At 68.0% G+C, this 15170-nt stretch carries 15 protein-coding genes; 7 read left to right on the top strand and 8 right to left on the bottom strand.

Annotation, left to right across the window (positions count from 1 at the left end):
- The first annotated feature begins 264 nt into the window (after positions 1-264).
- Positions 265-1428 carry an AGE family epimerase/isomerase gene (locus UAA55_RS03105; protein ID WP_322951201.1) on the top strand — a complete coding sequence of 388 codons (1164 nt, stop codon included), beginning with the start codon at positions 265-267 and terminating at the stop codon, positions 1426-1428.
- A 9-nt stretch (positions 1429-1437) separates the two neighbouring features.
- Here UAA55_RS03105 and UAA55_RS03110 read toward each other — a convergent pair whose 3' ends face one another.
- The 4 genes from UAA55_RS03110 to UAA55_RS03125 form a co-directional block, all read right to left on the bottom strand.
- Positions 1438-3225 (bottom strand): hypothetical protein, encoded by a 1788-nt coding sequence (locus UAA55_RS03110; protein WP_322951202.1) that lies wholly within the window; start codon positions 3223-3225, stop codon positions 1438-1440.
- Positions 3225-5363: a glycosyltransferase family 2 protein gene (locus UAA55_RS03115; protein WP_322951203.1), complete on the bottom strand. Its 2139-nt coding sequence runs from the start codon at positions 5361-5363 to the stop codon at positions 3225-3227. Before UAA55_RS03115 ends, UAA55_RS03110 begins: the two co-directional genes overlap by 1 nt.
- A 167-nt stretch (positions 5364-5530) precedes the next feature.
- The gene (locus UAA55_RS03120; protein ID WP_322951204.1) at positions 5531-5800 is read right to left on the bottom strand and encodes an Hpt domain-containing protein; all 270 of its coding nucleotides are present in this window, start codon (positions 5798-5800) and stop codon (positions 5531-5533) included.
- Positions 5740-8241, bottom strand: coding sequence for a response regulator (locus tag UAA55_RS03125; RefSeq protein ID WP_322951205.1), 2502 nt, complete (start codon positions 8239-8241; stop codon positions 5740-5742). Before UAA55_RS03125 ends, UAA55_RS03120 begins: the two co-directional genes overlap by 61 nt.
- A gap of 226 nt (positions 8242-8467) precedes the next feature.
- Here UAA55_RS03125 and UAA55_RS03130 point away from each other — a divergent pair, with 226 nt between their 5' ends.
- A complete protein-coding gene (locus tag UAA55_RS03130) occupies positions 8468-10531 on the top strand; it encodes a methyl-accepting chemotaxis protein (RefSeq protein WP_322951206.1) in 2064 nt (687 codons plus the stop codon).
- Between the two features lie 45 nt (positions 10532-10576).
- Positions 10577-11050 (top strand): GNAT family N-acetyltransferase, encoded by a 474-nt coding sequence (locus tag UAA55_RS03135; RefSeq protein ID WP_322951207.1) that lies wholly within the window; start codon positions 10577-10579, stop codon positions 11048-11050.
- A 2-nt stretch (positions 11051-11052) separates the two neighbouring features.
- Here UAA55_RS03135 and UAA55_RS03140 read toward each other — a convergent pair whose 3' ends face one another.
- Complete coding sequence (locus UAA55_RS03140; protein ID WP_322951208.1) at positions 11053-11475, bottom strand: rhodanese-like domain-containing protein; 423 nt, start codon at positions 11473-11475, stop codon at positions 11053-11055.
- Positions 11476-11662: 187 nt separating this feature from the next.
- Here UAA55_RS03140 and UAA55_RS03145 point away from each other — a divergent pair, with 187 nt between their 5' ends.
- The 3 genes from UAA55_RS03145 to UAA55_RS03155 all read left to right on the top strand — a co-directional run bounded on the left by UAA55_RS03145 (position 11663) and on the right by UAA55_RS03155 (position 12986).
- Positions 11663-12031, top strand: a complete 369-nt coding sequence (locus UAA55_RS03145; RefSeq protein WP_322951209.1) for an antitoxin Xre/MbcA/ParS toxin-binding domain-containing protein — start codon at positions 11663-11665, stop codon at positions 12029-12031.
- Positions 12028-12546, top strand: coding sequence for an RES family NAD+ phosphorylase (locus UAA55_RS03150; protein ID WP_322951210.1), 519 nt, complete (start codon positions 12028-12030; stop codon positions 12544-12546). Before UAA55_RS03145 ends, UAA55_RS03150 begins: the two co-directional genes overlap by 4 nt.
- Positions 12547-12638: 92 nt before the next feature.
- Complete coding sequence (locus UAA55_RS03155) at positions 12639-12986, top strand: VOC family protein (protein WP_322951211.1); 348 nt, start codon at positions 12639-12641, stop codon at positions 12984-12986.
- 144 nt (positions 12987-13130) lie between these two features.
- Here the strand turns inward: UAA55_RS03155 and UAA55_RS03160 are convergent, their stop codons facing one another.
- Together UAA55_RS03160 and UAA55_RS03165 are read right to left on the bottom strand one after the other, a co-directional pair.
- Positions 13131-13313 carry a type II toxin-antitoxin system RelE/ParE family toxin gene (locus tag UAA55_RS03160; RefSeq protein ID WP_322951212.1) on the bottom strand — a complete coding sequence of 61 codons (183 nt, stop codon included), beginning with the start codon at positions 13311-13313 and terminating at the stop codon, positions 13131-13133.
- The gene (locus UAA55_RS03165) at positions 13310-13624 is read right to left on the bottom strand and encodes a type II toxin-antitoxin system RelB/DinJ family antitoxin (RefSeq protein WP_322951213.1); all 315 of its coding nucleotides are present in this window, start codon (positions 13622-13624) and stop codon (positions 13310-13312) included. Before UAA55_RS03165 ends, UAA55_RS03160 begins: the two co-directional genes overlap by 4 nt.
- Positions 13625-13777: 153 nt before the next feature.
- Between UAA55_RS03165 and ftrA the strand changes: the two genes are divergently transcribed.
- Positions 13778-14779, top strand: coding sequence for a transcriptional regulator FtrA (gene ftrA / locus UAA55_RS03170; RefSeq protein WP_416235154.1), 1002 nt, complete (start codon positions 13778-13780; stop codon positions 14777-14779).
- A 4-nt stretch (positions 14780-14783) separates the two neighbouring features.
- Here ftrA and UAA55_RS03175 read toward each other — a convergent pair whose 3' ends face one another.
- Complete coding sequence (locus UAA55_RS03175; protein ID WP_322951214.1) at positions 14784-15155, bottom strand: hypothetical protein; 372 nt, start codon at positions 15153-15155, stop codon at positions 14784-14786.
- Positions 15156-15170: the final 15 nt, after the last annotated feature.

Genomic DNA, 15170 nt, shown 5'->3' on the forward strand with positions numbered 1-15170 from the left:
TCGTGAGACGCGCGAAGGGAACGCTCTGCCTTTGAAGGCCATTTGCCCGCAATCTAGGCAAGACGCCTGCGGAACCGGCCCAATCCTTAGGCACGACATTGAGGCTTTACCCCGGAGGGAAGGTTTGGGGTGGAAGTGGCTGGAAGGCGTATGTTACCCCCTCCTGCGGTTAAGGACGATGATGCCGGGCCGATCCATCGCCCTGATCTTCACCATGGCCATCCCCCCGCCAGTAAGGCGAAGCCGCCAAAGACCGAGGCCTTCATGTCGTCTTCCGCCGCCTTTGTCCGATACGCTCTCGATCGTCTGCTGCCGCTGTGCCGCGACCGGTTCGCCGATGGGCCGCATGGCGGTTTCCATGAACGCCTGGACGCGGCGGAACAGCCCCTGCCCTTGGGCTATAAGCGGTCCATGGTGCAGGCCCGCCAACTTTACGTGCTGGCCCATGCGGCGCTACAGGGCGACCGCAGCGGCCAAGCCGCCGCCGAACGCGGCTACGATTTCCTGGTCCGCCATTTCTGGGATGACGGTAACGGGGGCTGGTTCTTCAAGGCGCAGCCGGATGGCCAACCTCTTGACAGATCCAAGGACTTCTATGGCCACGCCTTTGTCCTATTTGGCCTCGCCTATGCGCATGCCGCCTTCGGCGCCCCCCGCGCACTGACGCTGGCGCAGGAGACCTGGTCGCTGATGCGCGATCGCCTGGCCATGCCGACACTGGCGGACGGCGGTTGGGGCGGCTTGGCGGAAGGGGCCAGTGCCGAGTGGGTGCCCAATGGCGCGACACGACGCCAGAATCCACACATGCATCTGTTGGAAGCGCTGCTGGCGCTGCACGAATTCACCGGCGACGGCGCCTGGCTGTCGGAAGCCACCACCGTCGTCCGGCTGTTCCAAGCCCGCTTCTTCGACGCCGCGACCGGCACCCTGGGGGAATTCTTCACCCAGGACTGGCGGCCTGATCCCGCCACCGGCCACATCGTGGAGCCCGGCCATCATTTTGAATGGGCGTGGCTGCTGGATCGTTACGTCAGCCAGGGCGGCGACGCCGCCCTGCTGCCCCTGGCCGACACCTTGTTCAACAAGGCGGTCGCGCATGGCTTCCTGCCCGACGGCGGCATCATGGACCAGATGGATGCCCAAGGTGCGCCCATTCTGCGCACACGGCGCATCTGGCCCGTGGCCGAAGCCATCAAGGCCACCCTGTCCCACACCCGCCGCCATCGCGGCACGCCCGCCGGCGACGCCGCCGAAGCCCTGGCCCAACGCCTGATGGCCCATCTGCAGGCCGCCTTCCTGGATCCGACCAGCGGCCGGTGGATCGAAACCCAGGATGAAGTGGGCGCCCCCAGCATGCGCGACCTGCCAGGCAGCACGCCTTACCACCTGTTCCTGGCGGCGATGGAGGCCGCGCGCGCCGCGGCCTGAACCAGGCGCTCAGGCGCGCCGGTTCAGGCTGGCCGTCCAGGGGTCGAAATTGGCCAGCGTCCGGAAGGCGTCGGAAAGCGGAGCCGGCCGGTCGAGCAACTCTACCAGAGACCAAGCCATCTCCAGGGGGGGGAGTGCCGGACGGGAATTGCCCCCTCGGCCCACCACATGCTCGTGAGCGAAAGCCACGGCCCCCTCCACGATGGCGGACACGGCCAGAGGCCGCGCGCCATCCCCAGCCCAGCGCATGTCCTCGATACCGCGTACGCCACCGGTCATCGATTCCATGCCGATGATGGGGTTGTGGGGAGCGCTGAACAGCAGCCCCACGGACGTGCGGTTCATATGTAGGCGCCGCAGGATGGATGGAGCCACGCTGTTGACACTGAACAGCGCCGCCATCTGGCGCGCGCGCTGCCGGCGCCGGCTTTCCTCCGTGTCCGCCAGGCAAAAGGAATAGCCGTGGATGTCGAGATTCACGATACCGCGCAGCGCCACCTCCAGCGCTTCCTGCGTGGCGCCCTCCCATCCCAGGTCAACCAATGCCACGGGCGCGTCTTGTTCCAAACCCAAGCGTCGCATCTGGTCGAACAGGGCTCGGCGGTTGCGTCGGCAAATCTTCAAAATCTCGAAGCGATATTCGAAGAGGAACCCACGGAGACGCGCTTGCGTCGCCGGCGAAAGTTCGACTTCGTCCCCGAGATCATATCGCTCCATGACTTCCGGCGCGGGCGCGGGAACACCGATACGCTCCAGCACCTCGAACGGCGCCAAGCCGTCGGACCCCGCGGTCAGGAACGGCAGATGTTGTGGAAAGTTCTGGTCATCGATCGTCGCCAGGGCGAAGGCCGTCCCTGAGCCTGGAAGGAGGCTGCAAGGCGGCAAAGTCCACGCGCCGGGGTTTTCACGGACGATCCGATCCAGCAAATGACCGTCGTGAGAATGAAACAGCACATGTTGAACATCATTCAGCTTGGCCTGGCCTTCCATCCAGTTCAAGAAGCCGACAGCGGCGGGGCCAGCCACATGGTAACCCAGATCATGGGCCGATAGCGTGCCTGCGGGCAGGGTGGCGGAAGCGGAAATCGCCGAACCGACGGATCTGCCATCGCCCTGGTCGTGGCCCTGGTAATAGATGGTGGCCAATCCCCTGGAGCGGGCCTGGGCGATGTCGCCACCGATATGCAAGATGCGATCCCGAGGCACTTCCAGATAATCGATGGCCAGGTCGAACAGGTCGCCATCCCGGCCCGCCGTGAGGTTACAGTCGCCGGAAATGAACAGGGCGACGGATTCCAGCCCGTGACGGCCGAGCGCCTCACGGACGAAAGCGCGGCCCAGATGGCTGTCGGCGATAATCAGTACACGCCGCCCCTGCGCCAGGGCGTGCCGGAATGCGTCAAACGCCACGATGTCCGGACAGAGCAGATCCAGTTCCAAAGCGATCTCCGCCGCCTGCATCGCCTGCGCCAGCGCCGAATCCAGCACCATGCAGTCGTAGATGCCGGCCAGCGTGACCTCTCGCCGGCCCGCCTTGCGCGCGCGGTCGAAAGCTTCCGCTTGGGCCGCTTTGCGCTGGGCGGCGAATCCCGGTTGGGCGAAGCGCCGCGCCAGCGTGTTGAAGACGGCCTCAGGCGTCGTCGCACGCTGGAACAGCGTACCATGAAAACCGAACGATACCGCCTGGGCGGCCGCGATGGCGTCGCGCAGGGCCGAAGCCAAAGGCATGGCCGCCTCTGGAGATGAGGTGGGAGGGGCCATGATCTCTAAGGCGGTGGTATTGGTTTCGGCCATCATCACACGATTTCGAAATTAGCGCCGTTGGGATGCAGATTGGGATTGCTGAAGGGATCGTGCAGAAACAGGCCGGGATGCCGCTCATACAGCCGCAACCGTTCCCGTTCCAGCCGCGCCATTTTTTCCGGCGACACGAAGTCCAGGCCCCGGCTGATGGATTCGTGATGGATCAGTTCCGCGGCCTGGCACATGACGTTGTAATAGCCGGCCTCATGCAGGCGCATGCAGAGGTCCACGTCGTTGTAGGCCACGGGCAGGGTCTCATCGAAGCCACCCACCGCTTCGAACTTGCGCCGTTCCACCATCAGGCAGGCGCCGGTCACGGCCAGCCAGTTGTATTCCAACAGATTACGCAGGAAGTAGCCGTAGTGGTTCCGGTCCTGCCGCAGGAAGGCGTGGCTTGGACCGTTGTAGAGGTTCAACACGCCCGCATGCTGCGTCTTCTCGGCCCCCGGGTAAAGCAGCTTCGCCCCCACCGCGCCCACGTGATTCAACTGCGCGTAGCCGGCCATGCGCTCCAGCCAGTCGGTCGTCAGCACCTCGGTATCGTCATTCAGGAACAGGAGGATATCGCCCGTGGACGCGGCGACGCCCAGGTTGTTCAATTCCGAATAATTGAAGGGCGCGTCATGGCGGATGACTTTGGCCCCCGGCCAGGATCGGATGCGCTTCAGGTAGCCCAGTGTGGCGGGTTCCCGGCTGCCGTTGTCCAACACCACGATCTCGTACCGATCATAGCTGGACAGGGCGCGGATGCTGTCGAGGCAGGCCGACAGCACCGGCTGGTTGTCGCGTGATGGTATGATGATGGAAATGGTGGGCGTGCCCTGGATGTCGTAGCGCACGCGGTGATAGGCGGGCAGCTGGGGCAGCGGCTCAAGGGTGCCTTTCAAGCCCCGGCGGGCCAGGGTGTCAGCGCGCAGCCGTTCGGATACGGACACCACATAGGGCTTGGCGTTCAGGTCGGCCGCGGTGGATTGCGGGATGATGCGCCAATGATAGAGCACCTTGGCCACATGCTGGATGCGCGTGGTCCTTTCCATCAATCGCAACACCAGGTCCCAGTCCTGGCAGCCGTCGTAATCCGAGCGGAGACCGCCCAGTTCGTCCAAGAGGCCGCGCCGGATGCAGCTGACATGGCACGTGTACATCGTGCTCATGATCGTGTCGGGTGACCAGTCCGGCTTGAAGAAGGGCTGCGTGAACCGCCCCTCTTGGGTGATCTTGTCCTCGTCGCTGTAGACGAAGTCCGGATCATGCGTGGCGATGCATAGCGCCAGCTCATACAAGCAGTCGACCGTCAGCTCGTCGTCATGGTCGAGGAAAACGACGAAATCGCCCGTGGCGGCGGCCAAGCCGGCGTTGGTGGCGCCGGAGATGCCTTGGTTGGCCGGCTGCCGCAGGATGGTGACGCGTGGATCGCGCGGCTGCGCCAACGCCGCCCGCGTCGCCGGGTTGGGGCTCGCGTCATCCACCAGCACCAGCTGCCAATGCGGATACCACTGCGCCTCCACCGAGCGGATGGCGGCTTCCAACAAGGCCGGCGGCGTGTTGTAGACAGGCACCACGACGGAGAAAGTGGTGGAGAGATCGTTGAGCCGCGCCTGTAGGTCCGCAGGCCGGCGGGGGGTGCGATAGACATAGCCGTCGGGCCCGCGCAAATCCGCCAGGGCACCCTTGGTCGATGACAGATCGGTGCCCGGTTCGCCCTGTTGCGCGCCACCCGGCGCCACGCCGTTCAGCAGCCAGAACTTGACTCCGCTGATGCCATGGTCATGCCGAATCCGGCGAACGTCGGCGAGGGTCATCGACAGTCCCCGGCGCCGGACGGCCCACAACAACGTGGCCAGTGTGGCGCGACCTTGGAAAGTACGACGCAACAACCAACGAATGGGCGCGGTCAACCGCCAACTGCGCGACTGATAAATCCGTGTCAGTTCCGCCCGCAACGCGACGTTCACCGCCTCGGTATCCTGCAAGGCGAGCCCGCGCGCGCCGGCCAGCTGATTGAGGCGCGCAATGGTGCGATCGCGATCCGCCAGGGTCCGCGTCAGGCTTGCGATGTCGCTATCCCGTTCCGCCAGAACACGCACCGCGCTGCCCTCATCAGCCGGGGCCGGTGTACTAGAGAGTGTCATCGTCAATACCAAGTCATTATTTCGAACCACGGCGCGAATCAAGAAAATGGCCGCAGCCATTACTTCGGTTTTCTCAAGAGGAAAACCTGCGGAACGCTATATGGATCAGGTAGCGCTGTCAACAAACGGCCCCTGCCGCCCCGGTACAGGGAGGTCAGGCACGCCTTTCACTCCCGCCCGGCCGCCACGGCGGCGGTCGGGCTCGGTTCACCGAACCGCCGCGCAACGACGGACCAGCCTTCCCGGCCGGCCGCGACCGCGGCATCCGCCAGCGACAGCACCCGGTCGCGCCGCCGGTCCGGGGCGGCGCAGGCGGCGTGCAGGGCTTCGCCCAGCGCCTGCAGCTGCTTGAGGCCGGCGTTGCCGGCGGTGGAGATCAGGTCGTGCGCCTCGGCCCGCAGCCCGTCCAGGTCGCCCCGGGCGCGCAGCGTCGCCACCCGGTCCAGCCGCTCCCCCCATGGGTCACCAGGCTGGCGATGAGGCTCTGGAACTGCTCACGGCCGGCGATGACCTCCAGCCGCTGCAGCACGCTGTCGTCCAGCACCGGGGCGGCCGGCAAAGGATCGGCCGGGGCCGCCGCCGGCGCCCGCGCATGGGGCGAGGCATTGGTCCAATGTGCCACGGCGCCCAGGAACTTGCGCTGGTCGAAAGGTTTGGCCACCACGTCGTCCATGCCGGCGCCCAGGTATTCCTCGCGCATCCCGGCCATGGTGTTGGCCGTCAGGGCGATGATGGGCACGCGCACGCCGTCCTGGCGCGCGCGAATGAGCCGCGTGGCCTCCAGCCCGTCCATGCGTGGCATCTGCACGTCCATCAGGATCAGGTCGAAGACGGCGCCCGGCGCGGTCGCCGCCCGCACGCCATCCTCGCCATCCTCGGCCAGGGTCACCTCGTACCCTTCCTTGCGCAGCATCAGGAGGGCCACCTGCTGGTTGATCTGGTTGTCCTCCACCAGCAGCACGCGGCGGCCGGCGCCCACCTTGGCCGGGTCGGCTTTGGCCGGGGACGCCGCCAGCTGGCTCAGGAACAGGCGGCTCAGCACGTCCAGCAGGGTCTGCCGGCGCACCGGCTTGGCCAGAACGGCGGCGAAGACGTCGACATCGGCACTGCCCCGGTCCATGACCCCGAAGGAAGAGATCAGCACCAGCTTGGACTCGGCGAAGCGGCTGTCTTGCCGGATGCGCTGGCCCAGCTTATCGCCGCGGGTGCCGGCCATGGAAAAGTCCACCAGGACCAGGTCGGGCGGCCGACCCGCTTCCCAGCTTCTTTCCAGTGCCGCCAGGGCCGACGCCGCGCCATCCGCCAGACTGACCACGAGGCCCAGGTCGCTGAGCGCCCGGCTCAGGATCTTCTGGTGCAGGGGGATGTCATCCACCACCAGCACCCGCAGGCCCCTGATACCGTCCACCAGGGCGTTCTGGTCCACCAGGGTGGCGGCGACCGGCCGCAAGGGCACGGTGAACCAGAAGGTGCTGCCCTGTCCGGCGGCACTGTCCACGCCGATCTCGCCGCCCATCAGTTCCATCAGCTGGCGGCAGATGGACAGGCCCAGGCCGGTGCCGCCGAAGCGACGGGTGATGGAGCTGTCGGCCTGGCTGAACTTCTGAAACAGACGGGCGCGCTGTTCCTCGGGTATGCCGATGCCGGTGTCGCTGACGGCGATGCGCACCCAGCGGCGGCCGTCCGCCACGGTGGCCGCGCCCGGTTCCTGTCCGATCTCGATGGCGACTGTGCCGGAGGTGGTGAACTTGATGGCGTTGGACACCAGGTTGGCCAGGATTTGCCGCAGGCGGGTGGGGTCGCCGCGATAGGCGCCGCGCGCCGCGTCCTCCACATAGCAGACCAGGTCCAGATCCTTTTCCGCCGCCTTGGGCGACAGCAGCATGGCGACGCTGTCCGCCAGCTCGTCCATGGAGAAATCGATCTCCTCCAGCTCGACTTTGCCGGCCTCGAGCTTGGAGACGTCCAGGATGTCGTTGATGATGGACAGCAGCATCTCCCCACTGTCGTGGATGGCGGCCGCCAGCACCCGCTGCTCCGCGTCCAGCGGGGTGTCCAGGATCAGTTGCGCCATGCCCAGCACGCCATTCATGGGCGTGCGGATCTCGTGGCTCATATTGGCCAGGAATTCAGACTTGGCGTGGCTGGCCGCCTCCGCCGCCAGGCGGGCCTGGTCGCGCTGTTCCGCCAGGGTGGCCATCTCCAGCGCCTGGGCCTGCAGGGCCGCCTCGGCCCGGCGCCGCTCCGCCACCTCGACCTCCAGCCGGGCGACGGTGGCCGTCCGTTCCTCTAGCAGCATCTGCTTCTCGTGGAAGCTGAGTTGCTTGCCTAGGGCGCCGCCCAGGGCCTTGGCCATCATCCGCAACAGGGCCACGTCCTCGGCCGTGAAGGCGCTGGGTTCCGTGCCCATGACCTTCAGCACGCCGACCACACGGCCCGCCTCGAACAGCGGCGCGCAGATCATGGAGCGCACGCCCACCATGCGGCAGGCGTTGCGGTCCACACGGTCGTCAGTCTCGCTGTCCTCGCACATCAGGACCTTTTCGGTCTCGACGCAAAAGCCGGACAGGCTGCCGTTGCGCTTCAGCCGCACGCCCACGAACTGCGACACGGCCCCGCTGGCGGCGCGGTAGACCATGTCGTCGCCTTCCGCCAATTCGACGACGGCGCCCTTGGCGCGCGACAGACGTTGCAGGCGGTCGACCACCGTCTGCATGAACGCGTCCAGGTCCAGTTCGGAATCGGCCAGCAAGGACTGGGTGAGCACCACTTCGCTCAGGCGTTCCACCTGATGCTCCAGTGCGCGGATGCGATCCGCCTCGGACTCCGACCGGGTCACGCCTGCCTCTTCCACGCTCAAGCCATCGTACCTAGTCATACCCAGGTACTCACTATACGTGTGTCCCGCCCCGCGGACATCGTCCAAGTGGGGCGCAAGGATTATCTTTGGCAGTAAATGATGTGCCACACCAGCCACAGCGCACCCGTAGCAGGGCGCGGCCTGGACGACCCATCGTGGTTCACGCAACCTTAACGTGGACGCTATATCGCTATATTTGGTGGAAAGCGCCTCGGTCCACGTCAGGCTAGCCAGGAGATGCCCCATGAACATCAGCAAGACCGTCTTGTCGGGTATCGGCGGCATCGCCGCCCTGGCCGTCGCCCTGTCGGGAATCATCGCCTTCGTCGCCGCCCGGGACCTGGCGGCGCAGGCTGCCGCCGGGCGCAGCCTGGCGGCCTATGGCGACGCCTTGCGGCTGGGCGCCCTGCTGGCCTCGGAACGCGCCGCGTGGAACGGCGCCTTCAGCGCCGACGGCCCTGTGGACACCGGGGCCGCCGGCGCGCCGGGCAAGGCCATGGCGGCCACGGACGCGGCCCTGGCCGCCGCCCGGGCCAGCGCCGCCGACGCCGGCCTGGACCCCGCCGGCCTGGGCCAGGCGGAAAAGCTGCTGGCCGACATGCGCGCGGGCGCAAAGTCCGAAACGTCCAGGGGCAAGGCCGACCGGGCGGCGGACGGCGCGGGACGCATGCAGGAGGGCATCGCCGCCGCCGCGGGCGCCGTGGACCGTACCGCCGACCTGGCCTTCCGCCGCACCGCCGCCTCGGCCGCCGACCTGACGGTGCCCCTGCAGATCGCCGCCATGGCGCAAGACCTTCGCGCCACCGCCGGCACCCGTTCCGCCATCCTCAGCCTGTTCCAGGCGGGCCAGACCTTGGACGCCAAGCGCCTGCAGACCGCCACCCAGCTGACCGGCCAGGTGGCCACGCTGTGGCGCCTGCAGACGCAGGCCGTGGCCAACCTGGGCAGCCCGGCCAAGCTGGCGGACGCGCTGGCGACCGAGGAAAGCACCCTGATGAAGGAGGGGGAGCCGCGCTATCAGGCCATCCTGGAGGCGGCGCGCACCGGCGCGCCCAGCCCCATGGACAACGCCGCCTGGCGCGCCTGGACCAGCCCCATGCTGGACAAAGCCTTGATTTTGCGCGACCGCGCCCTGGAAACGGCACGCGACATGGACCGCGACGCCTTGGCGGAGGCGCGCTGGCGTCTGCTGCTGGGTGGCCTGACCCTGGCCTTCGTCGCCGGCATCACCGCCCTGGTGGCCTGGGTGCTGCGCCGCCGCGTGACCCTGCCCATCAAGGATCTGACCCAGGCCATCACCCGCCTGGCGGAGGGCGACCTGGATGTGGCCATCGCCACACCCCGCGTGCAGGACGAGGTGGGCGCCATGGCGACCGCCCTGATCGTGCTGCGCGACAACGCCGCCCAAGCCCGCGCGGCGGAGCGTGACGCCGCGTTCGCCCGCCAGGCGGCGCTTAACCGCGCCCAGGTGGTGGATGGCCTGTGCCGCGATTTCGACAGCCGCGCCACCACGGGCCTGAACGCCATGGAAGAGGCGGCGGACCATCTGGCGGCCACCTCCGCCGCCATGACGGAAACGGCGCAGCACTCCAGCCGCCAAGCCTCCACCGTGGCCAGCGCCGCCCAGACCGCATCCAGCGGCATCAACACCGTGGCCGCCGCGGCGGAGGAACTGTCAGCCTCGATCTCCGAGATCAGCCGCCAGATGGCCCAGTCCACCACTATCGCCAACGACGCCATGGCCAAGGCGGAGGAGACGGACCAGGCCATCGCCGTTCTGGCCGCGGCCAGCGCCAAGATCGGGGAGATCGTGGGCCTGATCACCGCCATCGCCAGCCAGACCAACCTGCTGGCCCTGAACGCCACCATCGAGGCCGCCCGCGCCGGGGAGGCCGGCAAGGGCTTCGCCGTCGTGGCGTCGGAGGTGAAGAATCTGGCCAACCAGACGGCCCAGGCAACCGACGAGATCACCCGCCAGATCGGAGAGATCCAGTTGGTGACGCGCAGCGCCGTGGCCGGGGTGCGCGCCATTTCCGACGTCATCCACACCATGGGTGGTATCACCGCCGGCATCGCGGCGGCGGTGGAGGAACAGGGGGCGGCGACGCAGGAGATCGCCCGCAATGTGCAGGAGGTGGCCATGTCCACCCACCAGATCACCGCCAGCATCGACGACGTGCGCACCGCCGTGGAGCAGTCCACCACCGTGGCCGGCGACCTGCGCCAGGCCGCCACCTCCATGACCGACCGGGCGGAACGGCTGAAGGGCGACGTGGCGGGCTTCCTGGGCGGCGTGCGGACGGCGTGATCTGGTAAGCTCGCGCGCTTGGCCCTACAAGGATCCCCAGTGCAAATGGGGGATCACATGCATCTGATGGACCGCCCGCTGACACCCAATGACCTGGACCTGGTGTGCCGGCACCGTGCCGCCATGTTCCGCGAGTTCAGCCGGCCGGAAGAGGCCATCGCGGCCATGGCGACGCCCTTCCGCGACTGGCTGGCGCCCCGCCTGGCCGATGGGCGCTATTTCGGCTTCGTCCTGGATGACACGGACGGCGCGGCCATGGCCGGCATCGGCCTGATGGAGATCGACTGGCCGCCCCATCCCGCCCATCCCGGGGAAGACCGGCGCGGCTATATCCTGAACGTCTATGTCGAACCCACCCACCGCCGCCGGGGCCTGGCCCGCCGGCTGATGGATCTGGCGGAGGCGGAGTTCCGCCGGCGCGGCGTCGCCTATGCCATCCTGCACGCCACGGCGGCCGGCCGGCCCCTGTACGAACAGGCGGGCTGGGGCCCGACCACCGAGATGGCCAAGGCCCTTTAGGCTTAGGCGCGCGCCAGGCCCAGGCCCTCGTCGATCCAGCCTGTCAAGCCGCCGATCATCTCCTTCACCGGGCGGCCCATGCGCGCCAGCTTCAGCGCCGCCTTGGTGGAGCCGTTGCAGTGTGGTCCGGCGCAATAGACGACGAACAGGGTACCGGCCGGATACTCGGCCAGGCGCGTCTCACTCAGTTGCCGGGTGGGGATGTTGACGGCGCCCGGCACATGGCCGGCGGCGTACAGGGCCGGGGTGCGCACGTCGATCAGCACGAAGTCCTTCACCTCATGCTGGGTGGCGTACCAGACGTCGGCGCAGTCGGTCTCGAACGCCAGCTTGGCTTCGAAGTGCGCGGCGGCGGCGTGGGAGGCGGCGGCTGGCGTCTTGGCGACGACGGAGGGGCCGGCGGATGTTGAGGCGGCGGCGGTCATGGTCGGTATTCCCTGTCAGGCGGTGGTGATGCCCCTTTCTCGCCCGGCGTCCGAATTCCCGCCAGTGGCGCGTCCGCCAATAGGCGGGCATTTCCAGCCAAACAACGCCTAAACGGAAGAGGGCTGGCGCGAACGCCCCTGTTGCCCCATATTATGACCATGGATAGGGATAATTGATGAGGCGCCCATGGGCCCGCACGCGGCCTTCCTGGCGGAAGTGATGGCGTCCGACGGCTTGGTCGCCACCGACCGCCTGGCAACCCAATTGCACATCACCAAGACCGAACTGGCAGGGGCGATGGGCCTGTCCCGCGACGCCGTCTCCAAATCCAGCCGGTTGCGCGCGCCCAGCACCCAGGCCCGGCTGCGCGACGGGGTGGAGATCATCAATCGCATCCTGGCCTGGTCGGGTTCCCTGCCGCAGGCCTTCGCCTGGTACCGGGCGCAGCCCATCCCATCCTTTGGCGATCAGACGGCCGAGGACCTGGTGAAGGAAGGCCGGGCCGAGGCGGTGAAGCGATACCTGAGCCGCATCGCCGTCGGCGGCTACGCGTGAGGCTGACGGGCCTGGTCTACCGGGCACACAACCCGCGTTGGGCATTCCTGCCGGACTCTGGCGACGGGGCCGCCCGGTTCGGCGGACGCTTCAACCCGCCGGGACTGCCAGCCCTCTATACCGCGCGCCGCCTTGAGACGGCTTGGCTGGAGGCGCAGCAAGCCTTCCCCTTCAAGGCGCAGCCCATGACGATGGTGGCCTATGAAGTGGACTGTGCGGGCGTCGTGGATTTGACCGACCCCGCCGAACGGGCTGCCCATGGCATCGATGGGGCCGACTTGGCCTGCGCCTGGGAGGATCTGGCCGACCGGGGCCAGATACCAGCCAGTTGGCGAATTGCGCAGCGGCTGCATCAGGCGGGGCATGTCGGCATCGTGGTGCCCAGCTTCGCCCCCGGCGCCGGCGCCATCGACATCAATGCCGTCTTCTGGACCTGGGGACCGATGCCGCCCCATCAGGTGCGGGTGATCGACGACGCAGGGCGCCTACCCCGCAACGACCTGTCGTGGCGCTGATGCCCGGGGCCCGATCCTGCTGACAGCTTCTGTCACCCGGCGCGGCTAGGAAGGTCCCACCAGACAAACGCAGGACGAAGGCACGCGATCCTATGGCCCGCCCCAACTACATCGAGCTGCCCACCCGCGACATCGCGGCGTCGCAGCGCTTTTACGAACAGGCCTTCGGCTGGTCGCTGACCGGCTTCGGCCCCACCTACGCCTGCACCATGACCGGTGATGTGGACATCGGCCTGCAGGCCGACGCGGCGGAGGCGACCAAGGCTCCCCTTACCGTCATCCAGGTGGATGATCTGGAGGCGGCGCTGGCCGCCGTGACCGCCGCCGGCGGCACCGTCGTCCGCCCGACCTTCAGCTTTCCCGGGGGCCGCCGTTTCCAGTTCACCGACCCCTCGGGCAATGAGCTGGCGGTGATGCAGCCGGACGCCGACCACGGCTGACAACGCGTACCGCTGGAGGAGTGCCCCCTAGCCTGAACGGTTAGGGCAAATCCTCCGGCCAAAGCTGCGCCGTGTGCAGGACACGCAGAATGAGGATAACGCCCTTTTCCACATGATACGCGGCAGTGCACGGCGTATCGGGGATCACCAGTTCTCGTGTCGGCGGCACACACCCGGGCCGACCTTCTCGGGAAAGGCCTTCAAGCCTTGGACGGCGGCATGGATACGATCATCCATGACCAAGGCGGCTTGGGGATTCCGCTCGGCCAGATAGTCGAAGATGCGCTCGCGATCCGTAACGGCCCAGGGGGACCAGCGCAGTTTCACGTATCACCCTCGTCCGCGTTGCCCGCGACCCGGCGCAGGGCGGCGCGCCGCTGCGCGAAGCGGGCCTCCACCTCCTCTTCCTCCAGGCTGGGGCGGGCATCTTCCAGCGCTTGGCGCACCTTGGCGCGAAACCAGGCATCGTGGGCGGGACCATCCGCTAGCAGGAAGGGCAGCGCCCCCTCATTGGCGGTCCGGGTCAGCAGGATACGCACGGCATCCGATACCGTCAGCCCCATGCTTTCCAGCACGGCGGCAGCCCGCTCCTTCACATCGGCGTCAATGCGCGTCTGCACCAAGGCATTGCTGACCATCGCATCCTCCTTCATAGTTTGCATGACAATGTAATGCATTTGATGGCTAAAGACCATATCCACCAGGCAAGGCCTTGGCGCCCACGCCAATAAACGGGCATTTCCGGCCACGCCGGCGATGTGCCCTTGGCGTCCCTTTCGCGTCGGTGTTTCATGACCCCCATGACCCTGCGCCGCCCCGCCCCCGCCGCTCCGCCGCCCCCGCGCAACCGCACCGTGGCCGTCCTGGCCTATGACGGGCTGTGCACGTTCGAGTTCGGCGTGGCGGTGGAGGTGTTCGGCCTGCCCCGGCCGGAGATGGCGGATTGGTACGAGTTCCGCGTCTGCGCCGCCGACGCCGGCCCCCTGCGGGCCGTGGGCGGCATCCAGGTGCTGGCCGACGGCGGGCTGGAGGATCTGGCCGGCGCCGGCACCATCATCATCCCCGGCTGGCGCGGCAAGGACGCCCCGGTGCCGCCGGCCCTGCTGGAGGCCCTGCGCCGGGCGCACGCCGCCGGGGCGCGGCTGGTGTCCATCTGTTCCGGCGTCTTCGTCCTGGCGGCGGCCGGCGTGCTGGCGGGCAAGCGCGCCACCACCCACTGGCGTTATGCCCAGGCCCTGGCGGAACGCTTCCCCGACATCCGGGTGGAGCCCGATGTGCTCTATGTGGACGAGGGGTCCGTGCTGACCTCAGCCGGCAGCGCCGCCGGCCTGGACTTGTGCCTGCACATCGTGCGCCGCGACCATGGCGCCCGCATCGCCAACCAGGTGGCCCGCCGCCTGGTCATCCCGCCCCATCGCGACGGCGGCCAGGCCCAGTTCGTGGAGGCGCCGCTGGCCGATGAGGCCGCCCCCCTGTCGGCCCTGTTCGACTGGATCCGCCGCAACCTGGACCAGGACTTGCCCTTGGCCCGCCTGGCCGTGCAGGCGCGCATCAGCGAGCGTACCCTGGTGCGCCGCTTCCGCGAGGCCACTGGCACATCGCCGAAGGATTGGATTCTGACGGAACGCCTGAACCGCGCCCGCACCCTGCTGGAGGCGACGTCCCTGCCGCTGGAACAGGTGGCGGCCGACTGCGGCTTCGGCAGCGCCGACACCCTGCGCCACCATTTCCGCGCCCGCCTGCGCACCAGCCCCGCCGCCTACCGCGCCCGTTTTGCCGACGCGGCCGAGTAACCCCTTATAATTTTCCCCCGCAGGCGTTCACGGCGGCCAGGACATTGGCGACGTCCTCGGCCACTGTCTGATGGCTCCCACCGACCAGCAGCGTCGCCTTGGCCGTGCCGCCCGGCACAATCTCGGTGGGCAAAGGCGGGCGCAGCAGCGACACGGCCACCCCCCGTACCCACAGCGCCGATCCGTCCGGCCGCGTCAGGCGGGCGAAGTCCTGGGCCAGGCCCAGGCGGGCCAGCAGGGCGTCCGGCGCCTCCGCCGTCGTCACCCCTTCCGCCAAGCCGCCCAGCGCCGTCCCGGATGGACCCCCAACCAGGGTGCTGATGCCGCCGGCATCGATATGGATGGTGGTGCCGGCGGATGTCTTGATCTCGGCCATCGTCTTCCTCCTCAC

The organism is Nitrospirillum guanabarense, assembly GCF_034653355.1.
In the GTDB taxonomy this organism is placed as follows: Bacteria; Pseudomonadota; Alphaproteobacteria; order Azospirillales; family Azospirillaceae; genus Nitrospirillum.

Coding starts and splice junctions, on each gene's coding strand:
- UAA55_RS03105 (WP_322951201.1), top strand. CDS start 265: ATGTCGTCTTCCGCCGCCTTTGTCCGATACGCTCTCGATCGTCTGCTG.
- UAA55_RS03110 (WP_322951202.1), bottom strand. CDS start 3,225: ATGATGGCCGAAACCAATACCACCGCCTTAGAGATCATGGCCCCTCCC.
- UAA55_RS03115 (WP_322951203.1), bottom strand. CDS start 5,363: ATGACACTCTCTAGTACACCGGCCCCGGCTGATGAGGGCAGCGCGGTG.
- UAA55_RS03125 (WP_322951205.1), bottom strand. CDS start 8,241: ATGACTAGGTACGATGGCTTGAGCGTGGAAGAGGCAGGCGTGACCCGG.
- UAA55_RS03130 (WP_322951206.1), top strand. CDS start 8,468: ATGAACATCAGCAAGACCGTCTTGTCGGGTATCGGCGGCATCGCCGCC.
- UAA55_RS03135 (WP_322951207.1), top strand. CDS start 10,577: ATGGGGGATCACATGCATCTGATGGACCGCCCGCTGACACCCAATGAC.
- UAA55_RS03140 (WP_322951208.1), bottom strand. CDS start 11,475: ATGACCGCCGCCGCCTCAACATCCGCCGGCCCCTCCGTCGTCGCCAAG.
- UAA55_RS03145 (WP_322951209.1), top strand. CDS start 11,663: ATGGGCCCGCACGCGGCCTTCCTGGCGGAAGTGATGGCGTCCGACGGC.
- UAA55_RS03155 (WP_322951211.1), top strand. CDS start 12,639: ATGGCCCGCCCCAACTACATCGAGCTGCCCACCCGCGACATCGCGGCG.
- UAA55_RS03165 (WP_322951213.1), bottom strand. CDS start 13,624: ATGGTCAGCAATGCCTTGGTGCAGACGCGCATTGACGCCGATGTGAAG.
- ftrA (WP_416235154.1), top strand. CDS start 13,778: ATGACCCCCATGACCCTGCGCCGCCCCGCCCCCGCCGCTCCGCCGCCC.
- UAA55_RS03175 (WP_322951214.1), bottom strand. CDS start 15,155: ATGGCCGAGATCAAGACATCCGCCGGCACCACCATCCATATCGATGCC.